Below are 24,624 nucleotides of genomic sequence, written 5' to 3' on the forward strand. Positions count from 1 at the left end.
TTCGCTTGGTAGCTCATTCAAAAAACTAGCTTTGCGAAACGTTATGTTTCGCGATTTATAACCATTTGACTGGTCGCTCATTGTTCAGTTTTCAAGGAACAAATACTTCTTGTTTTGTGCGCCCATGTCTCAGCGGCGACTTGATTAATATATCACATTCGCTTACTTCATTGCAAGCTTTTTTTATTCTTTCAAATAAAAAACTGTGTTATATTTCTTTGCCTCAAAAGCGGCAAGGAGTAATATAACACAGTTCGACAAATCAGGTCAACCTTTATTTTGAAAATCTTCTTATTGATTGTTTCTCGACATTACTTCTTCTATATATAGCTGTCGTTCGGTAATAAGGTTGACGATCGTTCCGGATACAGATACCCAAGGCCTTGTCGGATGGTTCCTGTCTGAGAATACAATCTCACCGACCCGATCATCATTTAATCGTACGACTGTTCCATTGTTAAACTGAGTTGCCTTATCAATAAAGATCCGTACGTAGGCAGGATCCAGCTTGCCAAATGAGTCCTGCAGCAGCTGTTCAAGCACTAAGTAAGGCGATGTTGCTTTACGGTAAGCGCGTTTCATCGTCATGGCATTGAAGATATCCGAGATCGCTACAAACTTTGCATAAGGATGGATTTTTTCCGACCCGATACCAAGAGGATAACCGCTCCCGTCATACCGTTCATGATGCTGCAGTGCTGCCAGCTTCACGCCTTCATTGATCGCTGCAGCGTTCTTGAGCAACTGATAGCCAAGAACAGTATGCCGTTTCATATCCTCTACTTCCTCAGCCGTCAGCTTCGTAGGTTTATTGAGGATGTTGCGGTCTATCTTAGCGTTGCCGATATCATGAAGCAGCCCTGCGAACGCCGACTGCATCCAGTCCTTCTTGGGGAGGTTATTCCACTGAGCGAGCATGTAGCAGCTTAATGCTGACATGACGCTTTTGTGAAACAGGTAATCCTCATTCGGGACATTCTGCGGAGAGAAGGTCATCATCTTATAGTCGTGACTATAAGACAGCAGCGCTTCCAGCTGATTACGCAAATCAAGAATCGGCAAAGCCATTCCGCTCATCATCTGATTGAACACTTTCTTGAGCAGCACAACCGTTAGGTCATACTGCTCCATCAATCCCGATTTAACCGAGCTCTCTTTGCCTGATTCTAGATTTTTGTCTTGTGCTGCTTCCTCTGCTTCCTTCTTGTCCCCTGGCGCATCGATGCAGACAGTAGGTACAAGGAATGCATGCAAGATATCATACTCACGTGGAGTTACCACTTTACCTTTATGCAAAAGCACACTGCCAAGCGGGGTGAGAACGTCTTGTGCAATTTTGTCCCCAAGCTTTACTTGCGAAATCGCTACTGTCCCCATAGCTCTCCTCCACGATGCCTGCGATTATCTTTCTCGTCTATGTCTATTCTTCAGTGGAGGACGTTCCTTCTGTTTCCTCGCCCTCTAACTCTTCATCATTGTTGTCCGACTCGTCATTGCGCGCCACACGGGTAACCGTCGCAACAGCATCATCTTCGCGAATGTTGATGAGTCTAACCCCTTGCGTGTTACGGCCCATTGTAGAGATGCCGGCCATGCTCATACGAATGAGCGTGCCTCCGGATGTCATGATCATCAGATCCTCATCGTTCTGAACGACTTTCAAGCTGACGATCGATCCGTTTCTCTCCGTTACATTGAGCGTCTTGATCCCTTTACCGCCACGGCTTTGGCTGCGGTACTCACTTACCGGAGTACGTTTACCATAACCATTAGCTGTAACGATCAATACCTCATTCTCCGGCTCTACAACATCCATACCGATTACCTGATCGTCGTCATCAGAGTTAATCCCCTTAACCCCTGTCGCCGAACGTCCCATCGGACGAACATCCGTCTCTGGGAATCGGATGGACATCCCTTGGCTCGTACCCATAATGATTTCTTTCGTTCCGTCCGTCAGCTTCACGCCAATCAGATCATCGTCATCGCGCAGGTTAATCGCGATAAGTCCAACTTTACGGATGTTCGAATAGTCATCAAGAGGTGTTTTCTTCACGATGCCTTGTTTCGTTGCAAAGAACAAGAAACGATCCGGCTCGAACGATTCAACCGGGATAACCGCATTAACGGTTTCTCCTTGCTCGATTTGAATCAGGTTTATGATCGGTGTCCCACGAGCTGTACGGCTGAGATCCGGAATCTCATAAGCCTTCAGGCGGTACACTTTTCCCTTATTCGTAAAGAAGAGAAGGAAGTGATGGGTGTTGGAAACAAACAGATGCTCGACAAAGTCGGTATCCTTCGTATCCATTCCGATAACGCCTTTGCCGCCGCGTTTCTGGCTGCGGTAAGTTGTAACCGGCAGACGCTTCACATAACCGGAGTGCGTAACCGAGATAATGACATCCTCGCGCGGAATCAGATCTTCATCCAAGATCTCATCTTCACTTGCCATCAGCTCCGTACGACGCTCATCCCCGAACTTTTCTTTCACTTCTTCAAGTTCCTCGTTGATGATTTGCAGAACAAGCTGCTCATCAGCAAGAATCGCTTTGAATTCCGCAATTTTGCGAAGCAGTTCAGCATACTCAGCTTCGATCTTGTCGCGCTCGAGTCCTGTCAGACGCTGCAAACGCATGTCGAGAATGGCTTGTGCTTGATCGAGGCTTAGACTAAAGCGCGAAATCAAGCCTTCTCTTGCTTCTTCCGTTGTTTGCGATGCACGAATCAATTTGATGACTTCATCAAGGTTATCAAGCGCAATACGCAAGCCTTCCAGAATGTGAGCGCGAGCTTCCGCTTTCTTCAGGTCAAACTCCGTACGACGGCGAATGACTTCGATTTGATGCTCTAAATAGTAATACAAAATATCACGCAGGTTGAGTGTACGCGGCTCTCCTTTAACAAGGGCAAGCATGTTGAAGCCGAAGTTCATCTGCATCTGCGTTTGTTTGTATAAATTGTTCAATACAACTGTAGGCGTCACATCGCGGCGAAGCTCAATGACGACGCGCATCCCGTTACGGTCAGACTCATCGCGAAGATCGGTAATGCCCTCGATTTTCTTCTCGCGGACAAGCTCTGCGATTTTCTCGACAAGTCTTGCTTTGACAACCTGGTAAGGAAGCTCATGCACGATAATCCGCGCTTTGCCGCCGTTCTCCTCAATTGTTGCACGCGCACGCATGGTGACGGATCCGCGGCCTGTTGTATAGGCTTGGCGCATCCCTTCGCGTCCCATTACGAAGCCGGCAGTTGGGAAGTCCGGTCCTTTGATATAATCCATCAACTCGATTGGAGTGATATCAGGGTTCTGGATAAGCGCTTGTACGCCATTGATAACTTCGGTCAAGTTATGCGGCGGAATATTGGTAGCCATACCTACCGCAATCCCTGTCAAACCGTTTACCAAGAGATTCGGGAAACGGGCAGGAAGTACTTTCGGCTCATGCTCTTCGCCGTCATAGTTTGGAATGTAATCGACCGTTTCTTTATTGATATCGCGAAGCATTTCCATCGCGATCTTGGACAAACGCGCCTCTGTGTAACGCATAGCTGCCGCCATATCACCGTCAATGGAACCGAAGTTACCATGACCGTCGATAAGCATATACCGCAGCGAGAAATCTTGCGCCATCCGGACCATGGTCTCGTAAACGGCAGAGTCACCATGCGGATGGTACTTACCGATAACTTCGCCTACGATTCTGGCCGACTTCTTGTATGGCTTGTCCGGAGACATGCCAAGCTCGGACATGGCAAAGAGAATCCGACGGTGAACCGGTTTCAGTCCGTCTCGTACATCCGGAAGTGCGCGGCTAACGATGATACTCATTGCATAATCCATAAACGATTCGCGCATCTCAGTACCGATATCGCGATCCCTTACTTGCAGATTGTTCTCTTCCGCCATCGTTGACCTCCTAGGGTTGCTTATAACATCAACATGAGCCTTCGAATGCGATTACAGTGTTATTCGCATCATGAAAGCAGGGATAATTCGTATAACAGAATACTAGAATCCATTATAGTTTTTTCTCAATCCAGCCAACCTTAAACGTTTGCCGGCAATAAAGTTGTTTCAGGCACCCACCATCCAACAAACTTTCGCCAAACGTAGGTATTCGCCCACTCCATGCACCGTTCTCCGCCATAATCTAACAAGCAAGGGTGAAACGGCTGTAGACGTCCTTTAATCGGGCAATTTTGCGTAAAAGCAAAAATAGGCATTATCCCTATTATAACATCGTTTTCAACCCCTGTCTCCTGCAGGCTGGGCATTCCTGCACCACCTACTATCCCTCTGGAAGGCGGGACATTGTTGGCCATTCAACGCGTTAGAAGCAAATGGGAGAAAACAATCGTACTGCTGCATTCGGACGAATTGCGTCAGCGTATTCCGGTGACACAAGTGTGGAGCACGTCTGATCTTGAGCAGATGCTTAATGAGTTTGAAATGCTTTATGTAAAACCCGATCACGGCACATTCGGCAACGGCGTCATCCGGGTGGAGAAAACAGCCGATAATACGTACACCTATCAGCTTGGGACCAAGCTTCAGCGATTTTCTTCGTTTGAGTCGATGGCTCAATCTCTCGGGCAAGCCATTCAAGGACGCAAATATTTGATTCAACAGGGCATTCATTTACTTACTTATGACAAAAGAAGATTCGATGTTCGCGTCATGGTTCAGCGCAACCTGAAACAGCAATGGGTAACGACCGGTGTCATCGGCAGAGTCAGCCACCCCTCCAAAGTCGTAACCAACTGTCATAATGGCGGCACTGCGATGTCCTTCGAGAAGCTCATGGGATCGCATCTATCCAGCGCGCAAATCGCCAGCTATCAAGAATGGTTAGCTGAGCTCGGCGTAGCCACTGCCCATCAAATGCAGACCAAGTATAAGGGAATCAAAGAGATCGGTCTCGATCTGGCAATTGATCAATCCTTCAGGCCGTGGATCCTTGAGGTCAACACGATGCCTGATCCTTATATCTTCCGAAAACTACCGGATAAAGATATCTTCCGCCGCATTTACCGCTACCACGTAGCAAATATTCGCAAAAAGAAATAACACAAGCCGCCCGAATCTCCGGACGGCTTGTTGTTTGTTGGGTTTACGCTCTATACATCGAGATTCTTCACGTACTTCGCAAATTCTTGAATGAATTCACGGCGCGGCTCGACGTTATCCCCCATAAGGGTTTCGAAAATGTTGTCAGCCTCAATGGCATCCTCGATTGTAACTTGAAGCATCGTGCGGCTTTCCGGATCCATAGTTGTCTCCCACAGCTGCGATGCGTTCATCTCTCCGAGACCTTTATAACGCTGTACATTGACTTTAGCGCCTTCACCGAATTCGCTGATGATGGCATCCCGTTCTTTCTCGCTTTGCGCATAACGAATGACTTTATTGCGTTCGATCTTAAAGAGCGGCGGCTGTGCGATGTAAATAAAGCCGGCCTCGATAATTTTGCGCATGTAGCGGAAGAAGAAGGTGAGCAGCAGCGTACGAATATGTGCGCCGTCGACGTCGGCATCGGTCATAATGATGACTTTGTGGTAACGAGCTTTGGAGATATCGAAATCATCGGCTATGCTCGTACCCAGCGCCGTAATGATTGCCCGAATTTCCGTATTGGATAAAATACGGTCCAGGCGCGCGCGCTCAACGTTCAAAATTTTACCCCGCAGCGGCAAAATGGCTTGGTAATGACGATCACGGCCTTGTTTAGCCGATCCGCCCGCAGAGTCACCCTCTACGATATAGATTTCACTGATCGAAGCATCCTTCGAAGAGCAATCCGCCAATTTACCCGGTAATGCACTCACTTCCAGAGCGCTCTTACGACGGGTTAACTCACGGGCTTTACGAGCAGCTTCACGCGCACGTGCAGCTTGAAGGCCCTTCTCGATGATTTTCTTCGAAACAGCCGGATTCTCATTCAAGAACTCTTGGAACTTCTCCGCGAAGAAGGATTCGACAATCCCCCGCACTTCACTGTTACCAAGCTTGGTTTTCGTTTGCCCTTCAAACTGTGGCTCCGGAATCTTGACGGAAATAATCGCCGTCAAACCTTCACGAACATCGTCACCTGACAGATTGGAGTCGCTTTCTTTGATCGCGTTCATTTTGCGGGAATACTCGTTAATAATACGTGTCAGCGCGCTCTTGAAGCCGGACTCATGCGTTCCGCCCTCATGCGTGTTGATATTGTTAGCGAACGAGTAAATGTTCTCTGTATAGCTATCGTTATACTGCAAGGCTACTTCCACATGGATGTTGTCCTTGTTGCCCTCCACGTAGATCGGCTGCTCATGCAATGCTTCACGATTACGGTTCAAATACTTGACGAATTCGTTAATCCCGCCTTCGTATTTGTACGTGTTGGTTGCACCTGTTCGCTCATCAAGCAGCGCAATCTCAATTCCTTTATTCAAAAATGCAAGCTCGCGAATACGAGATTGCAATATCTCATACTCATAAACTAACGTCTCTGTGAAAATCTGAGAATCCGGTTTGAAACGAGTCGTTGTACCGGTTTCATCGGTATCGCCGATTACTTTGAGATCGTACTGCGGTACGCCGCGACGATATTCTTGTCTGTGAATATGGCCTTCCCGCTTAACGGTTACCTCTACATGCTCGGACAACGCATTCACGACGGAAATACCAACGCCATGCAAACCGCCGGAAACCTTGTAGCCCTCGCCGCCAAACTTACCGCCTGCATGGAGAACAGTCATAACCACTTCAAGTGTCGATTTCTTCAGTTTCACGTTCTCGCCAACCGGAATCCCCCGGCCGTTATCGATGACGGTAATGCTGTTATCCTCGTGAATGATAACTTCAATGCGCGTACAGAAACCTGCCAGCGCTTCGTCAATACTATTGTCAACAACTTCCCATACGAGATGGTGAAGCCCTTTGCCGCTGGTGGAGCCGATATACATACCCGGGCGTTTACGTACCGCCTCTAATCCTTCAAGTACCTGAATCTGACTTTCATCATACGTATGCTGATTCGACGACATGCTCAATTTCACTGCTCCTCTCAACTACTCTTGCCGCATCTAATGCTGCAATATCAATTCCCGTTGTACGACCCTAGTTAGTCGCAAAATGGTGCGATCGTTTCTTCAGCGTTGAGGATGAAATCGGCGAATAGTAGATCTTATGCTCGGTCACTACAATGGATTTCGCTTCTTCTTCTCCTATAACTTCAACGTCTTTGCGCTTCCGAGCCTGTGCGACGAATTGCTTGGACAGCTTGGAGGACTGCTCGATTGAGATATCAAATATAGCTACGAGCTCCGTAGCACGAATAATTTTTTCTCCGCCCAAATGAATGTACATAGCCTCCACCTCTCATAGGCAACGCCTTAAGGCTTACTGTTCGACATGACCGTCCTTCACCTGGTACACGCGGGAATCATGGAGCTTGCTGATATTGACGCTTTCAAGCCCGGTCGTCGTAATAAAGGTCTGCACTTTACTTTGAAAAGTTTCTATAAGCTGCGTTTGCCGGTGCTGGTCCAGCTCGGATAAAACATCATCGAGCAGCAGCAAAGGGTACTCGCCGATTTCTTCATGGATAAGTTCAATCTCAGCTAATTTCAGCGATAAAGCTGTCGTTCGCTGTTGGCCCTGTGACCCATATACAGAGGCTTCTTTGCCGTTTATAAAAAAGGCCATGTCATCACGATGAGGACCAACGAGCGTCATACCGCGACGAAGCTCCTGATCCTTTACTTGTGTTAACTTTATCATAAATTGCTCAAATAATATAGATTCATCTTCGGTCGGGTCACTTTCGAACGAGGGGCGATAAACGATTGTCAGCTCTTCTGCGCCGGCTGTTATGCCTGCATGAATCTGCTGTGCCCACTTCTGAAGCTTCTCTATGAAGTTTTGCCTTTTTTTCACAATTTTAACACCGTACTCTGCAAGCTGCATATTCCAGACATCCATCATGGCCTGATTGGCATTGCCGGGCGATGCTGTTTTCAAGTAATTATTGCGCTGTACGAGCACTTTGCTGTACTGACCCAGTGCATGCAAATAACCGGGCTGAACCTGGCCGATTTCCATATCCAGAAATCGTCTTCGGATGCCCGGCGTGCCTTTTACGATTTCCAAATCCTCGGGAGCGAACATGACGACATTAAGCGATCCGACAAACTCGCTAAGTTTGCGCTGCTCCAGGCCGTTTATCTTCGCTTTCTTCCCCTGGGGAGACAAAGAAAGATCCAGCGTGAGCGGACCATATCGTTTCTCCACTACACCCCGGATCCGCGCTTCAGAGGATTGCCAGCCAATTAGCTCTTTGTCCTTGCTCGTTCGGTGAGACTTCGTCAAAGCCAGAACGAAAATCGCTTCCAGCAGGTTGGTTTTACCTTGCGCATTGCGACCGACAAACAAGTTAACCTGACTGTCCGTCGCAAGCTCAATTTGCTCGTAATTGCGATAATGCTGCAATTGAATGGATGTTAATCGCACTTGGATGCCCCCCGGTTACTGCTGACAAGCCGTGTTGCTCGCTGCATTACCGTTTCACGATCGTAAAGCTGCCGAACCCTTTCACGTCAATCTTATCGCCGGTGTACAATTTGCGGCCGCGGCGGTCGTCCGGCTCCCCGTTGATCAGTACCTCGTTCTCCTGCAAGAAGAATTTGGCTGCACCGCCGGAGTCAATGCAGTCAGACAGCTTAAGAAACTGTCCGAGTGCAATATATTCTGTCGAAATTCCTATTTCTTTCATCGTTTCATTCTCCTTCTTTAGCCTGTCGTCCGGTATGGCAAGATGAGGTGCAGGCTGTGCGGATGGTCAGTCGGCTTAATGATGATCGGGCTCATCGCGCCGTTAAATCCGATAAACAAATACTCGCTATCGATAACTTTCAGGGCATCAAGCATATATTTGGAGTTAAAGGCGATGCGAAGCTGCTCACCGTTCATTTCTTTGGCATCGAGTTTCTCCGTTACGCGGCCGAGTTCCGTGGAGCTCGATGAAATTTCAATTGTGCCGTCCTCGTCCGAAATGAGGCGAACAATGTTGGTTTTCTCTTCACGTGACATCAAATATGCACGATCGATCGCATCCGTCAATTTTTTTGTGTGAAGAACGAGTTCTGTTTTGAACTGCTGCGGAATAATTTTAGAAGTGTCCGGGTAAGTCCCGTCCAAAATACGCGAGTAGAACAATACGTTGCCCACTTTGAACAGCACTTGGTTATCCGCCACAACGATATCCACATGTGTATGATCGTCCGGAACGAGCTTGGATAACTCGTTTAATGTCTTTCCGGAAATAACAATATTGGAAAAACGGTAGTTTTCAGGCGTTTCGACAACAGCTGTTCGGCTGGCCAGACGATGGCGGTCCGTTGCCACGAATTTCAGCTGGCCTTCTTGTAAATTCCAGAGCGCTCCGGTCAAAATCGGCGTTTGTTCGCTGGTAGAAGCCGCGAAAACCGTCTGGCGGATCATCGATTTCAGCAGGTCTCCCGGAACGGAGATGTTCTCGCTTTGTTCGATTGTCGGAAGAATCGGGAATTCTTCGGGATCAAGGCCAACCATTTGGATATCCGTCGAACCGGATCGAATCATCGTTTGGTGATGTTCTTTTACTTCAATTTCGAGATCTTCGGACGGCAGCTTCTTCACGATTTCAACAAAGAACTTAGCCGGCAGTACGACGCTGCCCGGTTTCTGTACTTTAGCAATGACAAATTCACCGTTCTCAACGGGAATAAAGCTTTGAATCGAAATATCGGTATCGCTGGCGGTAAGTGTTACACCTTGGTGAGTAACGTCGATTTTGATACCGCCGAGAATGGGAATAGCCGGTCTGCTGGAAGTTGCTTTGGAAACTTGTTGGATCGCGTCGTTCAATTGATCTTTTCGAATGGTTAATTTCATGAAAGTCACTCCTATATTGCAGGGATCAAGGCGGCGATTGAGGAGGCTGCGTTGTCACCTATATTTGATGATGTTTATTAATAAATATTAGTAGAAGTCGTAGTAGGGGCGCTGAATATGTGGATAAGTGGTTCAAACACGGATAAAGCAAGCCTATCCACATGTGTATAGCGTGTGCATAGGCTTGCTGATGAAATGTTGAAGAAGTGTATAACTTTTGGGGCTATATCCACAGTCTTCGTATTTACGTGTGATTTTTAATTTTATCCGTTAACGTTTGAACGATTTTGTAGAGCTCCGAATCCACTTTCAGCTGCTGCGTAATTTTCTCGTGCGCGTGGATGACGGTTGTATGGTCGCGTCCGCCGAACGCTTCCCCGATCTTAGGCAGCGAGTAGTCCGTTAATTCTCGGGACAGATACATCGCAATTTGTCTTGGGAACGCAACTGCCTTCGTACGCTTACGCGCTTTAAACTCCTCTAGCTTGAGTCCGTACAGCTCCCCAACTTTTTGCTGGATATCCTGCATCGTAATCATTTTTGGCCGGCTTGATGGAATAATATCTTTAAGCGCTTCGGCCGCCAAATGGGACGAGATATCTTCATTAATGAGCGATGAATACGCTACGACGCGGATTAATGCGCCTTCCAGCTCGCGAATATTCGTATCGATTTGGCTGGCGATGTAGACCATTGCTTCGTTCGGGATGTCCAGATTCTCCGCTTTCGCTTTCTTCCGCAGAATTGCGATCCGCGTCTCAAGGTCCGGCGGCTGAATATCCGTTATTAAGCCCCATTCAAACCGGGAACGAAGCCGTTCCTCCAGGGTTGGAATTTCTTTAGGCGGCCGGTCACTGGAAATGACGATTTGCTTACGTTCTTCATGCAGCGCATTAAAGGTGTGGAAGAACTCTTCTTGCGTTTGTTCTTTGCCGGCCAGGAACTGTATGTCATCAATGAGCAGCACGTCAATGTTTCGGTATTTGTTGCGGAAGCTCTCGCCTTTGTTGTCCCGAATGGCATTGATGAACTCATTCGTAAATTTCTCGGAGGATAAATATAGAACCCGCGTATTCGGGTTATGTTCCAAAATATAATGCCCGATCGCATGCATTAAATGCGTCTTGCCCAGTCCGACGCCGCCGTATAGGAACAGCGGATTATAAGCCTTCGCCGGTGCTTCGGCCACAGCTAAAGAAGCGGCATGGGCAAAGCGGTTATTGGCGCCGATGACGAATGTGTCGAACATATATTTAGGGTTAAGCATGTGCGTATAGGGCTCTTCCGGCCCGACATGCACGGTTGGCATAATGATTGGTTGGATTTCTGCGGGCTCAGGCGGCTTATTCTCTTCAATGACAAATTTAATGTCATATTGGCGCCCCATAAATTCCTGCAGTGTGGTCCGCACAAGCTTTGTATACCGGCTCTCGAGCCATTCGGCCGCAAAAGTCGTCGGCGCTGTCACAATGACAGTAGAATCACCACTAAACGAAGCCTTAGTCGCTTTGAACCAAGTGTCGAAACTTGGCTTGCTGAGCTTCGTTTGAATGATCGACAGCACCTGTTGCCACATTTCGTGCGTATGGCTATCCACAGATTGTCACTCCTTATCCAATTCACCGAAAACGGCGCGGTCGTGCTATCGATGTCGAAACATCGGGCATTCTGATCAATTTCATCCACATTATTAAGGATGGGTGCATAAAAATTATCAAAAGGGGATGAATGTTGTTCACATTGTTATCCACAGGGTGTTGATAATGTTGAGGGGGAGTTGGAGTCATCCACACGGAAAACATATTCATCATAGCAAAATAACCCTTGATATTCAACGATTCCGCTGATTTTATCCACAAATTCTATAGGTTGTGTATAATAGTTATCGACAACACTAGATATTGTTTATATCTTGTTACCAATTCGACATAATGCGGGAATCTCCGATAAATTCATCCACATGTTATTAAATTATCAACCTAAAGGCCCTGTTTATATTTTTATCCACAGCCTGGCGTTGGAGACTCTTCCCACAGCTGTTTCTGGTTGACTTTTGGGCATCTGCATGGTTTAATTGAAAAAGGCGTTTTTTCACCGATGGACGCTCGTGGTTTGACTATCTCGGCTGCGCAGCTGTTCACGCTTAGAAAAAACTGATGATCGCTAATCGCGCCAGACGATAGAAATAGTAATGGTGATTTGAGTAAGGTATAGGAGGTGCATTGATAATGAGACCGACATTCAGACCGAACGTTAGCAAACGCAAGAAAGTTCATGGTTTCCGTAAACGCATGGCTTCCGCAAACGGACGTAAAGTGCTAAGCGCCCGCCGTCAACGTGGAAGAAAAGTATTGAGCGCGTAAACCTTAAGACCACATTACGTGGTCTTTTTTTCTTTTTTACGGCAAGAATAGAGGAAGAAGAACGAATTGTGCGCTTCCTTATAATGAGGGAGAGACGATTAGTCACATGATGATCTTAGGAGAGTTATGTGGGTGAGAGCCCTTTTTCCTACAGATATATAAATAAAGGTCCGGTGAAGGTGTACCCGTGCAAAGAAAATTGCGATTGCGTAACCGCGAAGATTTCAGCCGGATTTATCGGAACGGCAAATCATTCGCAAACAGCCAATTTGTCGTTTATTGGTCGCGCCAGCTGCAGGCGGATCCATTACGGCTTGGTGTATCGGCGAGCAAGAAGATCGGGAATGCCGTCGTTCGCAATCGAATGCGGCGTCTTGTGAAGGAAATTGTCCGAGGGCAGAAGGACCGTATAACCGGGCAGCTGGATCTGATCGTTATTGTGAGGAAGCCGGCGGTTGGTCTGGAGCTGAAGGAACTCGAAAAAAGCATGCTTCACGTATTGAAACGAGCAGGTCTTCTGAAGACTTCACGTTAAGGTGTGTAATCGCTTTTATGTGAGCAGGAGGCTTGTTTCTTTGTGCCATAAAATGTGATATAGTTTACGTGAATATGAAAATGCAACTGGTCCTTGTTTTCCGGACCTTACGCTATCGGTATGCAGAGAGGAGATTTACATGTTGTCCCGTATTTCGAAACGAACATGGCTGACGGCAATTGCATTAATTGCGGTCATGCTTTTCCTGAGCGGCTGTTCATCGGCTACTCACACGGTATCAATGACTGACCTGGAACACGGTAACTTCTGGCAGAGAAACGTAGTGTATTATTTCTCACTAGTACTCGAAACTTTTGCCAAATGGTTTGGCGGCGAGTATGGCATTGCGATCTTGCTGATGGTTATCATCGTCAGAACGTTGATTCTACCGCTTACGATTAAACAATACCGCAGCTCGAAGGCCATGCAGGCATTGCAGCCGGAGCTTGCGAAATTGAAAGAGAAGCACAAGGACAACCCGCAAAAGCAGCAGGAAGAAACGATGAAGCTGTTCCAACAGCATAAAGTTAACCCGCTGGCCGGCTGTCTGCCGTTGCTCGTGCAAATGCCGATTTTCATTGCGCTTTACAATGCGATTTATATGAATGAAAACATTCGTGAGCATACATTCCTGTGGCTGGAGCTTGGAGAGAAGGACCATACTTATGTGCTGCCAATCTTGGCTGCCATCACTACGTTCATTCAATCTAAGATGATGTCGTCGCAACAGAAAACAATGCCGGCGATGCAAGGGATTATGATGATTTTCCCGGTATTGATCTTCGTTATGGCGTTGTCTTTCCCGGCTGCATTGCCGCTTTACTGGGTATTCAGCAATATCTACACCATTGTGCAAAACTATTTCCTATATGTACGCAACTCACCTAAGGGCAAGGAGAGTGTACCTGCGAAATGAAGAAAATCGTAGCATCGGGCAAAACGATCGAAGATGCTGTACAAAATGGTTTAACGGAATTGCAAGTGTCAGCGGATCGCGTTAATGTAACTGTTCTCGAGAAACCGTCCAAAGGTTTATTCGGCTTGATCGGTGCGCGAGCTGCGAAAGTGGAACTCGTGCTTGTACCAGTGGTCGAGCAAGTGAAGACGCCATCGGTTACTGCGGCGGCAGCCAAAGATCCGCTCCTTGAAACGGAACGATTCATCACCGAAGTGGCAAGAACGATGGGGCTTGACATTACGATTGCTCGTAACGATTCGAAAGACGGTTTAACCCTCGCGTTATCGGGAAGCGGCGATCTTGGCATGCTGATCGGACGTAGAGGCCAAACGCTTGACGCTTTGCAATACCTGGTCAACATTGTGGCCAACCGTTATTCCAACAGCCATCTTCGCATTGTGCTTGATGCGGAAGATTTTCGCGAGCGTCGCCGGAAGACGCTTGAGGATTTATCCGATCGGCTGGCGGGACATGTTATCCGTACACGCAAGGAAGTTGTACTGGAGCCGATGTCCCCTCACGAGCGGAAGATCATTCATTCGCAATTACAGAACCACGCCAAGGTTAAAACATTTAGCAAAGGCGATGAACCAAATCGCCGTGTCGTAATAACGCTCAAGTAGAAGCATACAGCTCTTTTTCAGCAATGGCTCTTTAATGGTCATTGCTCATTTTTTTAAATATGAGGGAAAATAACATGATGATTCAAGACACGATTGCCGCCATTTCGACTGCTGTCGGAGAGGGCGGCATTGCCGTTATACGGGTAAGTGGACCTGAGGCGGTTGCTGAAAGTGCAAAATGTTTCCGATCCAAATCGAATATTGTCACGGTTGATTCGCATACCGTCCATTATGGGCATATCGTGGATCCCATCAGCGGCGAAGTCGTAGAAGAGATTTTGCTGACGATTATGAGGGGTCCGCGTTCGTTTACGGCAGAAGATGTCGTTGAACTTAGCACGCACGGCGGTGTTGTCGCGGTTAAACGCGTCCTGGAGCTGCTGCTTCGTTCCGGGGACGTTCGGATTGCAGAGCCCGGTGAATTTACGAAGCGTGCGTTCCTGAATGGGAGAATCGATTTAACGCAGGCGGAGGCGGTCATTGATCTGATCCGCTCGAAGTCGGACCGCGCATTCTCGGTTGCGATGAAGCAGGCCGAAGGGATGCTGTCGAAGAAGGTTAAAGCGCTTCGTCACAATCTGATCGAGCTGCTTGCGCATATCGAAGTGAATATCGACTATCCGGAGCATGATGTGGCTTCCATGACAAGCGATTATATCCGTGAACGCTGCGGTGAGGCATGCGCCGAAATCGATCGATTGTTAAAAACGGCAAGCGAAGGCAAGATATTAAGAGAAGGCATTATGACGGCAATTGTGGGCCGGCCCAATGTCGGCAAATCTTCGCTGCTTAATGCGCTGGTACAGGAAAACAAAGCGATTGTCACGGACATACCGGGCACAACGCGTGATGTTATTGAAGAGTACGTGACACTTGGCGGCATTCCGCTGCGATTGCTCGATACGGCCGGTATCCGCGAAACTGCGGATGTGGTGGAACGGATCGGAGTGGAACGCTCGCGCTCAGCGCTTGAGGAAGCGGATCTGATCTTGTTCGTGCTGAACGTGAATGAAGAGCTGCATCCGGATGACCGGTTGCTGATGGAGCAGTTTCGAAATCGGCCGGTTGTCGTATTATTGAATAAGACGGATTTACCTGTCGTGATGGACACCTCTGAGGTTGAAGCGATATTCTCCTCCGAGCAAATTGTTCGTTTGTCGGTTCTTCACGAACAGGGGCTTGAAACGCTGGAGGATGTCATTAAACGTATGTTCTTCGGCGGTGAGCTGGAGTCTGCGGATTTGACGTATGTCAGCAATGTTCGACATATTACGCTGCTCGGCCATGCCCGCCAGTCGCTTGTGGATGCCATGGAAGCGACAGATATCGGGATACCGATTGATATTGTGCAAATTGATGTGCGTACCGCTTGGGAGCAATTGGGCGAATTAATAGGTGATTCGGTATCGGATTCGCTTATCGACCAAATTTTCTCACAGTTCTGTTTAGGTAAATAAGGTAAATAATCTTAGTTGTAAAGGCAAGGAGGGATAAAGTAATGGGATATCATGCAGGGGATTTTGATGTCATTGTGGTCGGTGCCGGTCATGCAGGTGTAGAAGCTGCACTTGCTGCCGCGCGAATGGGCTGCGAGACGCTGTTGCTTACGATTAACCTGGATATGGTGGCTTTCATGCCATGTAATCCATCGATCGGCGGACCGGCAAAGGGACATGTCGTGCGTGAAATTGATGCGCTTGGCGGAGAAATGGGACGCAACATTGATAAAACATTTATTCAAATGAGGATGCTTAATACGGGTAAAGGACCGGCTGTTCACGCGCTGCGCGCGCAAGCGGATAAATTCCTTTATCAGCACTTCATGAAACAAACGATAGAAGAAACCGATCATCTGACGCTTCGCCAAGGCATGGCGGAGGAACTCATTATTGAGGATGGCGCTTGTGTAGGTATTATTACGAAGACCGGTGCAGAGTATCGCTCAAAAACGGTTGTTGTGACTACGGGCACTTATCTGCGCGGGAAAGTGATTATGGGTGAGCTGATGTACGAGAGCGGGCCGAACAATCAGCAGCCTTCCGTTAAACTGTCCGAAAGCTTGCGTTCACTTGGGCTGCAGCTTGTACGTTTCAAAACGGGAACGCCGCCTCGCGTGCATAAGGACACGATTGATTTCTCCAAAACCGAAATTCAACCCGGTGACGAGAAACCGAAATTTTTCTCGTACGAAACGGAGTACTCCGATAATGAGCAACTGCCTTGCTGGCTGACGTATACCTCGGAGGAAACACATAAGATTATTAACGATAATCTTCATCGTGCTCCTATGTTCTCCGGTGCCATTGAGGGAACAGGTCCGAGATATTGCCCATCTATTGAAGATAAAATTGTACGCTTCGCCGATAAACCGAAGCACCAGATCTTCCTGGAGCCGGAAGGGAAGAATACGTCGGAGTACTATGTGCAAGGACTCTCTACAAGTATGCCTGAGGATGTACAACTAAGCATTCTCCGTTCTATTCCAGGTTTGGAAAAAGTTGAGATGATGCGCACGGGTTACGCGATTGAGTATGACGCCGTTGTTCCAACACAGCTGTGGCCATCTCTCGAAACGAAGGTTGTTCCGGGGTTGTTCACAGCTGGACAAATTAACGGAACATCCGGTTATGAGGAAGCAGCAGGACAAGGTGTTATGGCTGGGATTAACGCGGCGCGTAAGGCACAAGGGAAATCGCCTGTAATCATCGACCGTTCGCAAGGGTATATCGGCGTGCTCATTGATGATTTAGTGACCAAGGGAACCACAGAGCCGTATCGCCTTCTAACTTCGCGCGCCGAATATCGGTTGTTGTTGAGACATGACAATGCGGATATGCGTTTGACGCCAACGGGGTATGAGATTGGCTTGATTTCGGAAGCGCGTTATCAGAAGTTTACACAGAAGAAGCTGTTGGTGGAACAGGAAATTGAGCGTCTGAAAACCGTTAAGATTCGTCCTGATGAACTAACGCTGCAATTGCTGGAGGAAGCACAATCGACTCCGATTCAACAGACAACTGACGGACTTTCCTTATTAAGACGTCCGGAAGTTTCTTATGACATCATTGATCAACTGTCTCCATCCCCTGAAGTGCTTACAGAGGATATGAAAGAGCAAGTTGAAATTCAAATTAAGTACGCAGGATATATTGAGAAACAGCAGCAACAAGTTGAGCGTCTTGCTAAGATGGAGAAGAAACGCATTCCTGACGATATAGATTATATGGCTGTCAACAATCTCTCCAAGGAAGCGAAAACAAACTTGTCCAACATTCGTCCGTTGTCGATAGGGCAAGCATCACGCATTGGCGGTGTAACGCCGGCGGATATCTCTATTCTTCTCGTTTATTTAGAACACTACAATAAGGTTGTTGCAGCACGGGGGTAACCATGAACGCTACCGAAACTTGGTTCACTGAATTATTGCAAAAGCATGGAGTGGCGCTTTCGCCGCTCCAGCTGGAGCAGTTCCAAACGTATTATGAACTGCTTGTGGAATGGAACGAAAAAATGAATTTAACAGGCATTACGGAGAGAGAAGCGGTGTATGAGAAACATTTCTACGATTCCGTGACTCTCTCTTTGTTTGTAAAAATGGACAAAGTATCATCATTGGCCGATATTGGGTCAGGTGCCGGATTTCCAAGCCTACCATTGAAAATTTGTTTCCCTCATCTTAAAATTACGATTGTAGATTCGTTAAACAAACGAATTCAATTTTTACAGCATGTTGTGCAAACACTTCAGCTTCAGAACGTGCAATGCGTTCATGGTCGTGCCGAGGATATCGCGCGCCAAGCTAATCATCGTGACGCTTATGATGTTGTCACCGCAAGAGCGGTTGCGCGGCTTAGCGGCTTAAATGAATTATGTCTTCCATTTGCACGCAAGGGTGGGGTGTTCGCTGCAATGAAGGGATCTGATCCTGCTGAGGAATTGAATGAATCCAAACGCAGTATGACTGAACTCAAAGCGAAGCTTACTTCTGTCGAACATTTGAAGCTGCCTTTCGAACAATCGGATCGTCACATTCTCCTGATGGAGAAATTTAGCGCTACACCAGCGAAGTATCCGAGAAAAGCAGGTTTACCATTGAAACAACCTATTATATAGTGATAATGGATTGATTGATATTGTTTCACGTGGAACATATTGTTGGCGGACACAATTGTTTCGATAATAAATGTCTGTCAAGCAGGAAATCAACTTACAGCCGGCGAATTATAGTAGGAACGACAATACTCGGCACTTTGAAATCGGGTGGTAGTTGACGATATGAAAGAACAGTTCTCTCGTTTATTTGGATTGAGTGACTCCAAAAGTGTAAGTCAAGATGAAGTGAAGCAGCTCCCGATTGAGGATGTAGACACAAGTCCTTATCAACCGCGGACTGTTTTCGACGATGATCGAATTGATGAGCTCAGTCAAACCATCCGCACGCACGGCGTAATTCAGCCGATCGTAGTAAGGGTGCGTGGTGGCAGATATGAAATCATCGCGGGTGAACGGCGCTATCGTGCAGTTAAAAAACTCGGTCTTGAGACAATTCCGGCTATCATTCGTGAATTTAACGATTCTCAAGCCGCATCAATTGCTCTGATTGAGAACCTTCAACGTGAAGGTCTCACTTCCATCGAGGAAGCAGTCGCGTACCAGAAGCTTATTGATCTACACAATCTTACGCAAGAAAGCTTAGCTCAGCGTTTGGGTAAGAGCCAATCCACGATAGCCAACAAGATCAGGCTTCTTGGTCTCGGTGATACAATTAAGAATGCACTGATGGAACGTAAAATTACGGAACGACATGCAAGAGCCTTGTTGTCACTTGATACGGAAGAGCTGCAGCTGAAAGTGCTGGATGACATTGTTACGAAAGAGCTGAACGTGAAACAAACGGAAGCTCGAGTGGCGTTCTATAAAGAGGCTACTAAAACGAAAAAGCCGAAGCGGGTTTCCTTTACGAAGGATGTACGTCTGGCGCTTAATACAATAAGACAATCTATTGATATGGTTTCGGGATCGGGCTTGCAAATTAAGACCAACGAACAAGATTACGAGGATCATTACGAAATCGTAATCAAAATTCCGAAACGATAATAGCGATTCAAACAGCCGTCCGAACTAGGGACGGCATCGTCATTTAATCGTTTCATATGGCATCAATAAAGTAATCAGCATAGAGGTGAACGGTTTGTCTAAAACGATAGCAATAACGAACCAGAAGGGCGGTGTCGGAAAAACGACCACGTCCGTTAATCTGGGTGCATGTCTGGCGTCGCTTGGCAAGAAAGTATTGCTCGTAGACATTGACCCGCAAGGCAATACAACGAGCGGAATTGGAATTAATAAAGCAGACGTCGCACATTGTATTTACGATGTGCTTATTAATGATGTTCACCCTAAAGATGCTACTTGTTCTACTAATATTGAAGGACTTAATATAATACCAGCTACGATTCAGTTGGCCGGTGCGGAGATCGAGCTTGTTCCAACGATTTCTCGCGAGCAGCGCTTGAAGAAGTCACTTGCCCTGGTTAAGAACCAGTATGATTACATCCTTATTGATTGCCCGCCATCATTGGGTATTCTAACGATTAACTCTTTAACTGCTTCTGATTCTGTTATTATCCCTATTCAATGTGAATATTACGCGCTGGAGGGCTTGAGCCAGCTCTTAAATACAGTACGTCTGGTTCAGAAGCATCTGAACACTACGCTTCAAATTGAAGGTGTTTTACTTACGATGTTTGATGCTAGGACTAACCTAGGCATTCAAGTAATTGAAGAAGTGAAGAAATACTTCCAACAAAAAGTGTACCAAACGATTATTCCAAGAAACGTCCGTTTAAGCGAAGCTCCTTCACACGGACAATCTATCATAACTTACGATCCAAGATCCAAAGGGGCAGAGGTGTATCTTGAACTCGCGAAGGAAGTGATTATGTATGAGCAAGCGGCTAGGTAGAGGACTTGATGCGCTTATCCCATCGCTATCTGTAAGCGAAGATGATAAAGTTGTAGAAGTTTCGTTAACACAGCTTCGTCCGAATCCGTACCAACCGCGTAAAACGTTTGATGACGATGCGATTAAAGAACTCGCTGAATCGATCAAACAGCATGGCGTCATCCAACCGATCATTGTTCGTACTGTGCTCAAAGGGTATGAAATCATCGCCGGTGAACGACGGTTCCGTGCATCGCAGTTATGTGGCAACACAACTATACCAGCAGTAATTCGCAATTTCTCCGACCAGCAAGTAATGGAGATTGCTTTAATTGAGAATCTACAACGTGAAGATCTCAATGCTATGGAACTCGCAATTGCTTACCAAGCACTCATGGATAAATTTGATTTAACACAAGAAGAGCTTTCCATGAAGGTTGGTAAATCGAGATCTCACATCGCAAACTTCCTGCGTTTGTTATCATTACCAGAGCAAATCAAAGATAATGTTTCACGTGGAACAATTTCAATGGGGCATGCAAGGGCAATTGTGGGTGTGAAGGAAGATGCACGCAAAAAGGAACTTGCTGAGTTGACCATTACTAATGAGTGGAGCGTTCGTCAATTAGAAGAAGCGATTAAAAACTTGGATCAGCCAGCGGCTGAGAAAACAAAATCGCAATCTTCCAAGAAACGCGACCCCTATATTGATCAGCTGGAAGAAACGCTGCGTGAGCAATTTAAGACAACGGTGAAGATTAAACAGCAGAAGGATAAGGGACGCATCGAACTCCTCTATTACAATAAACAGGATTTAGAACGGTTATTGGAATTGCTGCAACAGTTATCTTAATACTAAAACTCAAATAGCATACTCGATTGGGAATCCCCGTTTGAAGTAGGGGTGCCAATCGAGTATGCTATTGTTAGCATTATAAGGTATTTCGCTTTGTTGGCAAGAGGAGGAATAAGGATGCAGCAGACAACGGATAAGGGATTGATTTATCTCGATCATGCGGCAACATCATGGCCTAAACCGGCCAGTGTAATTGAAGCTGTGGTGGAAGCAATGGAACGTGATGGTGCGAATCCCGGGAGAGGCAGTCATGCGATGGCTGTTCGGGCAAGCCGGATTTTGTTCAACACGAGAAAAGCGTTGGCAAAGCTGTTCGCGGTATCCAATCCCAATGATATCGCATTTGCATTAAACACAACCATGGCACTCAACACTGCAATAAAAGGAATGCTGAATCAAAATGATCATGTAATAGCCACTGCAGTCGAACATAATTCCGTACGCAGACCTTTAGAATACCTCAAGCGAGTAATCGGTATTGAGGTTAGTTACGTTGAGCCCAATGAAGCAGGGGAATTGGATGCGAAGCAAATTGAGGCTGCCATACAGCCTAACACAAAGCTTGTTATCGTGAATCATAGTTCGAATTTATTGGGATCCATTCTGCCTGTTGCTGATATTGGAGAGGTTACACGTAAACACGGACTAAAGCTGCTTGTCGATGCTGCGCAAACAGCGGGGTTGTTGGAAATAAACGTGGAGCAGATGGGGATTGATATGCTCGCGTTTCCGGGCCATAAAGGGTTGCTGGGGCCGCAAGGGACAGGCGGGTTGTATATTCACCCCAACGTGGAGCTGGAGCCTCTCCTGCACGGTGGTACGGGCAGTCAGTCGGAGGCGATAGAGCAGCCAACGGTTCGTCCTGACAGGTATGAAGCGGGCACTCAAAATGCAGCTGGAATAAATGGGCTGAAGGCCGGGGTGCAGCATATTCTGCATGAGACGGTGCAAAACATCCATACTAGAGAATGGATGCTGACACAGCAATTGATGGAGGGGCTTCATGAGTTGAACGGAGTTCGCATCCTTGGCCCGGAGCTCGGTAAACCCCGGACCGGAATCGTGTCCTTCGTTTTGCCGGGAGCAGATCCATCCGAGATTGGATTTATTCTGGATCAGCATTATCAAATCGCTGTTCGCACAGGGTTCCATTGCACTCCACTCGCACATGAAATTGCAGGGACGAAGGATACAGGGGCAATACGCGCAAGCGTGGGATGCTTCACAACAAAACAAGAGGTTGATGCGCTTATAGCGGCTGTGAAGGAAATTAAGCAGCACTACAGTTAATGTGCTTTAAACGGGGGAGAGTAAGACATCATGAATGAACTGATTGAAAGTCCGTCTGATTGGATAACGATTGGACTGCTTGTTGTTGTATTAATTTTGTTGGTGCGCAGTTTTGTTATCGGAAGCAAGCTGAAGCGACTGCGTAAAAGTTACACGCAGTTTATGAGCGGTGCAGGGGTCGAAGAACTGGAAAGCGTCATCGTAGAGCTGAAGCAGCGACTTAGTACGCAGGAAGAAGGACAGAACAAGCTGAAGCAAAGCGTCCATACGCTGAATGATACACTGAAGAAGAAGAAAGGCAACATCGGTATCCATCGTTACAATGCTTTTGCTGAACGAGGGAATGATCTGAGTTTCTCAATAGCAGTGATTGATGATACTGAGGACGGAATGGTACTAAGCGGCATTCACGGCCGAGAGAATACCTTCGTCTACGCCAAGCCCGTGCAAGAAGGGCAATCGAAGTATCCGCTGACCCCGGAAGAGAAAGAAGCCATCAGTCTTGCGTTGCAGCGGGAATCGAAGTAGGGCGTACGCATTTCATGATGGATAAGAACAGGCTGTGCGCAATAATATCAGACATACGCATAACAAGATGAAGCCGAGTGTTTTGCAAAACAAAATACTCCATAAATCCACCGACATTTACGATACCTGTAATGTGGATGTCACCAACAGGCGGCAGATCTTTATTAACACCGGCACCCGGACGGACAGGACCAGAGCCGACTTGAATACAGCCGACACTTGCGGCTTGACCTAAGCAGGCATCAATACCAATGACAAAAGGCTTACGGACATACTTGTTGATGTCGATCAGTGTTTCGTCCAAGTTCATCGCATGAACAGGTTCCTCCAGGGTGCCATAAAGATCGAAGAAGGGACTCCGATATTTGCTTAGAGAAGTGCCGACAAGAGGGCCGAGCGAATCGCCTGTGGAACGATCAGTACCTACACATACAACAACAAGCCTACGATCAGCAGGGACGTTGTCCAAAAGGTACGTGATGCGGTTCATCAGAAGTCCTGTAATGTTGGGTTCTGTGTACGGTACTTTAAGCGGTGTTTCTTTCATTCCCGGCAATTTCATAGATTCTCCTCCCGCCAACTCTATGAATTCCAACAACCTATCGATAGAGAAACAGTTGTTATCACTTGGTTACTAGTATATGGATAGGACAACCATTTTATACTTGTTTAACCGAGGAACCTGCAATAAAACAATCAGGAGGCGCAGACCCATGCTTATTGCCTTTGACTCCACCCAGCAGGCTCTGCGGGCGGAAATGCTACTAGAATATGCGGATATTGAAATTGACATCTGTCCAACGCCGAAGCAAATTACCGCGGGCTGCGCACTATCCATTCATTTTCCGGAGAGTGATCTGCTAGTCGTGAAGGATGTCATCAACCAAGAGAATGTTGAGATTAGGGGAATATTTAAACAGGTTGAGGATCGGTACGAGCCCATTGAGTTATGAGGAATAAAGGGATACGATAGAGATAGAAATAGAAACAGCTTTAGGGGAAAGGGAGCGGACTGTTATGGAGAGGAAACAGTTTGAACTGGGCGATGTTGTCCAAATGAAGAAGCAGCATCCATGTGGAACAAATGAGATGGAGATCATTCGCATGGGGATGGATATCCGAATCAAATGCGTAGGCTGCAAACACAGCGTTCTCATACCACGCGCGAAGTTCGAGAAAAACTTGAAAAAAGTACTCCGTTCGAAAGCAGACGAGGGCTTAAATGAGGGCGAAAGCGCCAATGGAATATCAAGCAATTAATGCTTGCATTTGGACGAGCCCCGTGGTAAGATAAATTCTGTTCTGCTGATTCACCTTTATGGAGAGGTACCCAAGAGGCCCAAGGGGGCTGACTCGAAATCAGTTAGGCGTGTCAAAGCGTGCGTGGGTTCGAATCCCACCCTCTCCGCCATATTTAATCAATCAACGACCCGAAAGGGTCGTTTTTTTGTTTTCATGCTAAGGTTATTTGTAAGGCGAGATTGGACATATGCATTACCAACAGTTGCAAGTTCTCCAAAGCGGAAAGAGCGCGGGACGCTGATATTGTGGCCGTTCGTTCGTTAACCGGACGTTCTTAGCCATCTGCTGAGAGAAAGGGTACTT

Annotated in this window: 24 protein-coding genes and 1 tRNA gene; 16 read left to right on the forward strand and 9 right to left on the reverse strand. The window is 47.0% G+C overall.

Annotation, left to right across the window (positions count from 1 at the left end; genetic code table 11):
• Nucleotides 1-291 precede the first annotated feature (291 nt).
• Nucleotides 292-1,377, reverse strand: a complete 1,086-nt coding sequence (locus BM412_RS26120; RefSeq protein ID WP_091224654.1) for an HD-GYP domain-containing protein — start codon at nt 1,375-1,377, stop codon at nt 292-294.
• A 43-nt stretch (nt 1,378-1,420) separates the two neighbouring features.
• A complete protein-coding gene (gyrA, locus tag BM412_RS26125; RefSeq protein ID WP_091224655.1) occupies nt 1,421-3,913 on the reverse strand; it encodes a DNA gyrase subunit A in 2,493 nt (830 codons plus the stop codon).
• A 408-nt stretch (nt 3,914-4,321) separates the two neighbouring features.
• On the opposite strand from gyrA, the gene BM412_RS26135 reads away from it, so the two are divergent.
• Nucleotides 4,322-5,074, forward strand: a complete 753-nt coding sequence (locus BM412_RS26135; RefSeq protein WP_177246104.1) for a YheC/YheD family protein — start codon at nt 4,322-4,324, stop codon at nt 5,072-5,074.
• Between the two features lie 50 nt (nt 5,075-5,124).
• Here BM412_RS26135 and gyrB read toward each other — a convergent pair whose 3' ends face one another.
• The 6 genes from gyrB to dnaA form a co-directional block, all read right to left on the reverse strand.
• Nucleotides 5,125-7,035 carry a DNA topoisomerase (ATP-hydrolyzing) subunit B gene (gene gyrB, locus BM412_RS26140; protein WP_091224657.1) on the reverse strand — a complete coding sequence of 637 codons (1,911 nt, stop codon included), beginning with the start codon at nt 7,033-7,035 and terminating at the stop codon, nt 5,125-5,127.
• A 73-nt stretch (nt 7,036-7,108) separates the two neighbouring features.
• Nucleotides 7,109-7,357 carry an extracellular matrix regulator RemB gene (remB, locus tag BM412_RS26145; RefSeq protein ID WP_090980648.1) on the reverse strand — a complete coding sequence of 83 codons (249 nt, stop codon included), beginning with the start codon at nt 7,355-7,357 and terminating at the stop codon, nt 7,109-7,111.
• A gap of 33 nt (nt 7,358-7,390) precedes the next feature.
• Nucleotides 7,391-8,500, reverse strand: coding sequence for a DNA replication/repair protein RecF (gene recF / locus BM412_RS26150; RefSeq protein ID WP_091224658.1), 1,110 nt, complete (start codon nt 8,498-8,500; stop codon nt 7,391-7,393).
• Between the two features lie 46 nt (nt 8,501-8,546).
• Entirely contained in the window at nt 8,547-8,762 is a 216-nt protein-coding gene (gene yaaA, locus BM412_RS26155; protein ID WP_090980644.1) for a S4 domain-containing protein YaaA, read from the reverse strand.
• Nucleotides 8,763-8,779: 17 nt separating this feature from the next.
• Nucleotides 8,780-9,922 carry a DNA polymerase III subunit beta gene (gene dnaN, locus BM412_RS26160; protein ID WP_091224659.1) on the reverse strand — a complete coding sequence of 381 codons (1,143 nt, stop codon included), beginning with the start codon at nt 9,920-9,922 and terminating at the stop codon, nt 8,780-8,782.
• Nucleotides 9,923-10,166: 244 nt separating this feature from the next.
• The gene (gene dnaA / locus BM412_RS26165) at nt 10,167-11,519 is read right to left on the reverse strand and encodes a chromosomal replication initiator protein DnaA (protein ID WP_091224660.1); all 1,353 of its coding nucleotides are present in this window, start codon (nt 11,517-11,519) and stop codon (nt 10,167-10,169) included.
• A gap of 631 nt (nt 11,520-12,150) precedes the next feature.
• Between dnaA and rpmH the strand changes: the two genes are divergently transcribed.
• The 12 genes from rpmH to BM412_RS26225 all read left to right on the forward strand — a co-directional run bounded on the left by rpmH (nt 12,151) and on the right by BM412_RS26225 (nt 23,019).
• On the forward strand, nt 12,151-12,285 hold the full coding sequence (gene rpmH / locus BM412_RS26170) for a 50S ribosomal protein L34 (RefSeq protein WP_090574515.1): 135 nt from the start codon (nt 12,151-12,153) through the stop codon (nt 12,283-12,285).
• Between the two features lie 187 nt (nt 12,286-12,472).
• Nucleotides 12,473-12,820 carry a ribonuclease P protein component gene (gene rnpA / locus BM412_RS26175; RefSeq protein ID WP_091224661.1) on the forward strand — a complete coding sequence of 116 codons (348 nt, stop codon included), beginning with the start codon at nt 12,473-12,475 and terminating at the stop codon, nt 12,818-12,820.
• 139 nt (nt 12,821-12,959) lie between these two features.
• Complete coding sequence (locus tag BM412_RS26180) at nt 12,960-13,736, forward strand: YidC/Oxa1 family membrane protein insertase (RefSeq protein WP_091224662.1); 777 nt, start codon at nt 12,960-12,962, stop codon at nt 13,734-13,736.
• Entirely contained in the window at nt 13,733-14,401 is a 669-nt protein-coding gene (gene jag, locus BM412_RS26185) for an RNA-binding cell elongation regulator Jag/EloR (protein WP_091224663.1), read from the forward strand. Before BM412_RS26180 ends, jag begins: the two co-directional genes overlap by 4 nt.
• 77 nt (nt 14,402-14,478) lie before the next feature.
• On the forward strand, nt 14,479-15,858 hold the full coding sequence (gene mnmE / locus BM412_RS26190; protein WP_091225059.1) for a tRNA uridine-5-carboxymethylaminomethyl(34) synthesis GTPase MnmE: 1,380 nt from the start codon (nt 14,479-14,481) through the stop codon (nt 15,856-15,858).
• A gap of 41 nt (nt 15,859-15,899) precedes the next feature.
• On the forward strand, nt 15,900-17,789 hold the full coding sequence (gene mnmG, locus BM412_RS26195; protein WP_091224664.1) for a tRNA uridine-5-carboxymethylaminomethyl(34) synthesis enzyme MnmG: 1,890 nt from the start codon (nt 15,900-15,902) through the stop codon (nt 17,787-17,789).
• 2 nt (nt 17,790-17,791) lie between these two features.
• Complete coding sequence (gene rsmG, locus BM412_RS26200; RefSeq protein ID WP_091224665.1) at nt 17,792-18,514, forward strand: 16S rRNA (guanine(527)-N(7))-methyltransferase RsmG; 723 nt, start codon at nt 17,792-17,794, stop codon at nt 18,512-18,514.
• A 162-nt stretch (nt 18,515-18,676) separates the two neighbouring features.
• Nucleotides 18,677-19,498 (forward strand): nucleoid occlusion protein, encoded by an 822-nt coding sequence (noc, locus tag BM412_RS26205; RefSeq protein WP_091224666.1) that lies wholly within the window; start codon nt 18,677-18,679, stop codon nt 19,496-19,498.
• 94 nt (nt 19,499-19,592) lie between these two features.
• Complete coding sequence (locus BM412_RS26210) at nt 19,593-20,366, forward strand: ParA family protein (RefSeq protein ID WP_091224667.1); 774 nt, start codon at nt 19,593-19,595, stop codon at nt 20,364-20,366.
• Nucleotides 20,347-21,198 (forward strand): ParB/RepB/Spo0J family partition protein, encoded by an 852-nt coding sequence (locus BM412_RS26215; RefSeq protein ID WP_091224668.1) that lies wholly within the window; start codon nt 20,347-20,349, stop codon nt 21,196-21,198. The genes BM412_RS26210 and BM412_RS26215 overlap by 20 nt, the downstream gene beginning before the upstream one ends.
• A 120-nt stretch (nt 21,199-21,318) precedes the next feature.
• Entirely contained in the window at nt 21,319-22,491 is a 1,173-nt protein-coding gene (locus BM412_RS26220) for an aminotransferase class V-fold PLP-dependent enzyme (protein ID WP_091224669.1), read from the forward strand.
• A 30-nt stretch (nt 22,492-22,521) separates the two neighbouring features.
• On the forward strand, nt 22,522-23,019 hold the full coding sequence (locus BM412_RS26225; protein ID WP_091224670.1) for a DUF4446 family protein: 498 nt from the start codon (nt 22,522-22,524) through the stop codon (nt 23,017-23,019).
• Here BM412_RS26225 and yyaC read toward each other — a convergent pair.
• Nucleotides 22,988-23,581 carry a spore protease YyaC gene (yyaC, locus tag BM412_RS26230; protein ID WP_091224671.1) on the reverse strand — a complete coding sequence of 198 codons (594 nt, stop codon included), beginning with the start codon at nt 23,579-23,581 and terminating at the stop codon, nt 22,988-22,990. The two genes, BM412_RS26225 and yyaC, sit on opposite strands and share 32 nt — an antisense overlap.
• 151 nt (nt 23,582-23,732) lie before the next feature.
• Here yyaC and BM412_RS26235 point away from each other — a divergent pair, with 151 nt between their 5' ends.
• The 3 genes from BM412_RS26235 to BM412_RS26245 all read left to right on the forward strand — a co-directional run bounded on the left by BM412_RS26235 (nt 23,733) and on the right by BM412_RS26245 (nt 24,430).
• Entirely contained in the window at nt 23,733-23,972 is a 240-nt protein-coding gene (locus BM412_RS26235) for a putative Se/S carrier protein (RefSeq protein ID WP_091224672.1), read from the forward strand.
• Nucleotides 23,973-24,036: 64 nt separating this feature from the next.
• Nucleotides 24,037-24,279 carry a DUF951 domain-containing protein gene (locus BM412_RS26240; RefSeq protein ID WP_091224673.1) on the forward strand — a complete coding sequence of 81 codons (243 nt, stop codon included), beginning with the start codon at nt 24,037-24,039 and terminating at the stop codon, nt 24,277-24,279.
• A 60-nt stretch (nt 24,280-24,339) separates the two neighbouring features.
• Nucleotides 24,340-24,430, forward strand: a tRNA-Ser gene (locus BM412_RS26245).
• Nucleotides 24,431-24,624 lie beyond the last annotated feature (194 nt).

Origin of the sequence: Paenibacillus sp. BC26 (genome assembly GCF_900116125.1) — a bacterium.
Lineage (GTDB): Bacteria > Bacillota > Bacilli > Paenibacillales > Paenibacillaceae > Paenibacillus_Z > Paenibacillus_Z lignilyticus.

Excerpts from the sequence above, each read along its gene's own strand:
- rpmH (WP_090574515.1), top strand. The coding sequence starts at position 12,151 with ATGAGACCGACATTCAGACCGAACGTTAGCAAACGCAAGAAAGTTCAT.
- gyrB (WP_091224657.1), bottom strand. The coding sequence starts at position 7,035 with ATGTCGTCGAATCAGCATACGTATGATGAAAGTCAGATTCAGGTACTT.
- BM412_RS26215 (WP_091224668.1), top strand. The coding sequence starts at position 20,347 with ATGAGCAAGCGGCTAGGTAGAGGACTTGATGCGCTTATCCCATCGCTA.
- remB (WP_090980648.1), bottom strand. The coding sequence starts at position 7,357 with ATGTACATTCATTTGGGCGGAGAAAAAATTATTCGTGCTACGGAGCTC.
- BM412_RS26235 (WP_091224672.1), top strand. The coding sequence starts at position 23,733 with ATGCTTATTGCCTTTGACTCCACCCAGCAGGCTCTGCGGGCGGAAATG.
- BM412_RS26180 (WP_091224662.1), top strand. The coding sequence starts at position 12,960 with ATGTTGTCCCGTATTTCGAAACGAACATGGCTGACGGCAATTGCATTA.
- noc (WP_091224666.1), top strand. The coding sequence starts at position 18,677 with ATGAAAGAACAGTTCTCTCGTTTATTTGGATTGAGTGACTCCAAAAGT.
- mnmE (WP_091225059.1), top strand. The coding sequence starts at position 14,479 with ATGATTCAAGACACGATTGCCGCCATTTCGACTGCTGTCGGAGAGGGC.
- rsmG (WP_091224665.1), top strand. The coding sequence starts at position 17,792 with ATGAACGCTACCGAAACTTGGTTCACTGAATTATTGCAAAAGCATGGA.
- yyaC (WP_091224671.1), bottom strand. The coding sequence starts at position 23,581 with ATGAAATTGCCGGGAATGAAAGAAACACCGCTTAAAGTACCGTACACA.
- gyrA (WP_091224655.1), bottom strand. The coding sequence starts at position 3,913 with ATGGCGGAAGAGAACAATCTGCAAGTAAGGGATCGCGATATCGGTACT.
- yaaA (WP_090980644.1), bottom strand. The coding sequence starts at position 8,762 with ATGAAAGAAATAGGAATTTCGACAGAATATATTGCACTCGGACAGTTT.
- dnaN (WP_091224659.1), bottom strand. The coding sequence starts at position 9,922 with ATGAAATTAACCATTCGAAAAGATCAATTGAACGACGCGATCCAACAA.
- BM412_RS26120 (WP_091224654.1), bottom strand. The coding sequence starts at position 1,377 with ATGGGGACAGTAGCGATTTCGCAAGTAAAGCTTGGGGACAAAATTGCA.
- jag (WP_091224663.1), top strand. The coding sequence starts at position 13,733 with ATGAAGAAAATCGTAGCATCGGGCAAAACGATCGAAGATGCTGTACAA.
- BM412_RS26240 (WP_091224673.1), top strand. The coding sequence starts at position 24,037 with ATGGAGAGGAAACAGTTTGAACTGGGCGATGTTGTCCAAATGAAGAAG.
- BM412_RS26225 (WP_091224670.1), top strand. The coding sequence starts at position 22,522 with ATGAATGAACTGATTGAAAGTCCGTCTGATTGGATAACGATTGGACTG.
- mnmG (WP_091224664.1), top strand. The coding sequence starts at position 15,900 with ATGGGATATCATGCAGGGGATTTTGATGTCATTGTGGTCGGTGCCGGT.
- BM412_RS26220 (WP_091224669.1), top strand. The coding sequence starts at position 21,319 with ATGCAGCAGACAACGGATAAGGGATTGATTTATCTCGATCATGCGGCA.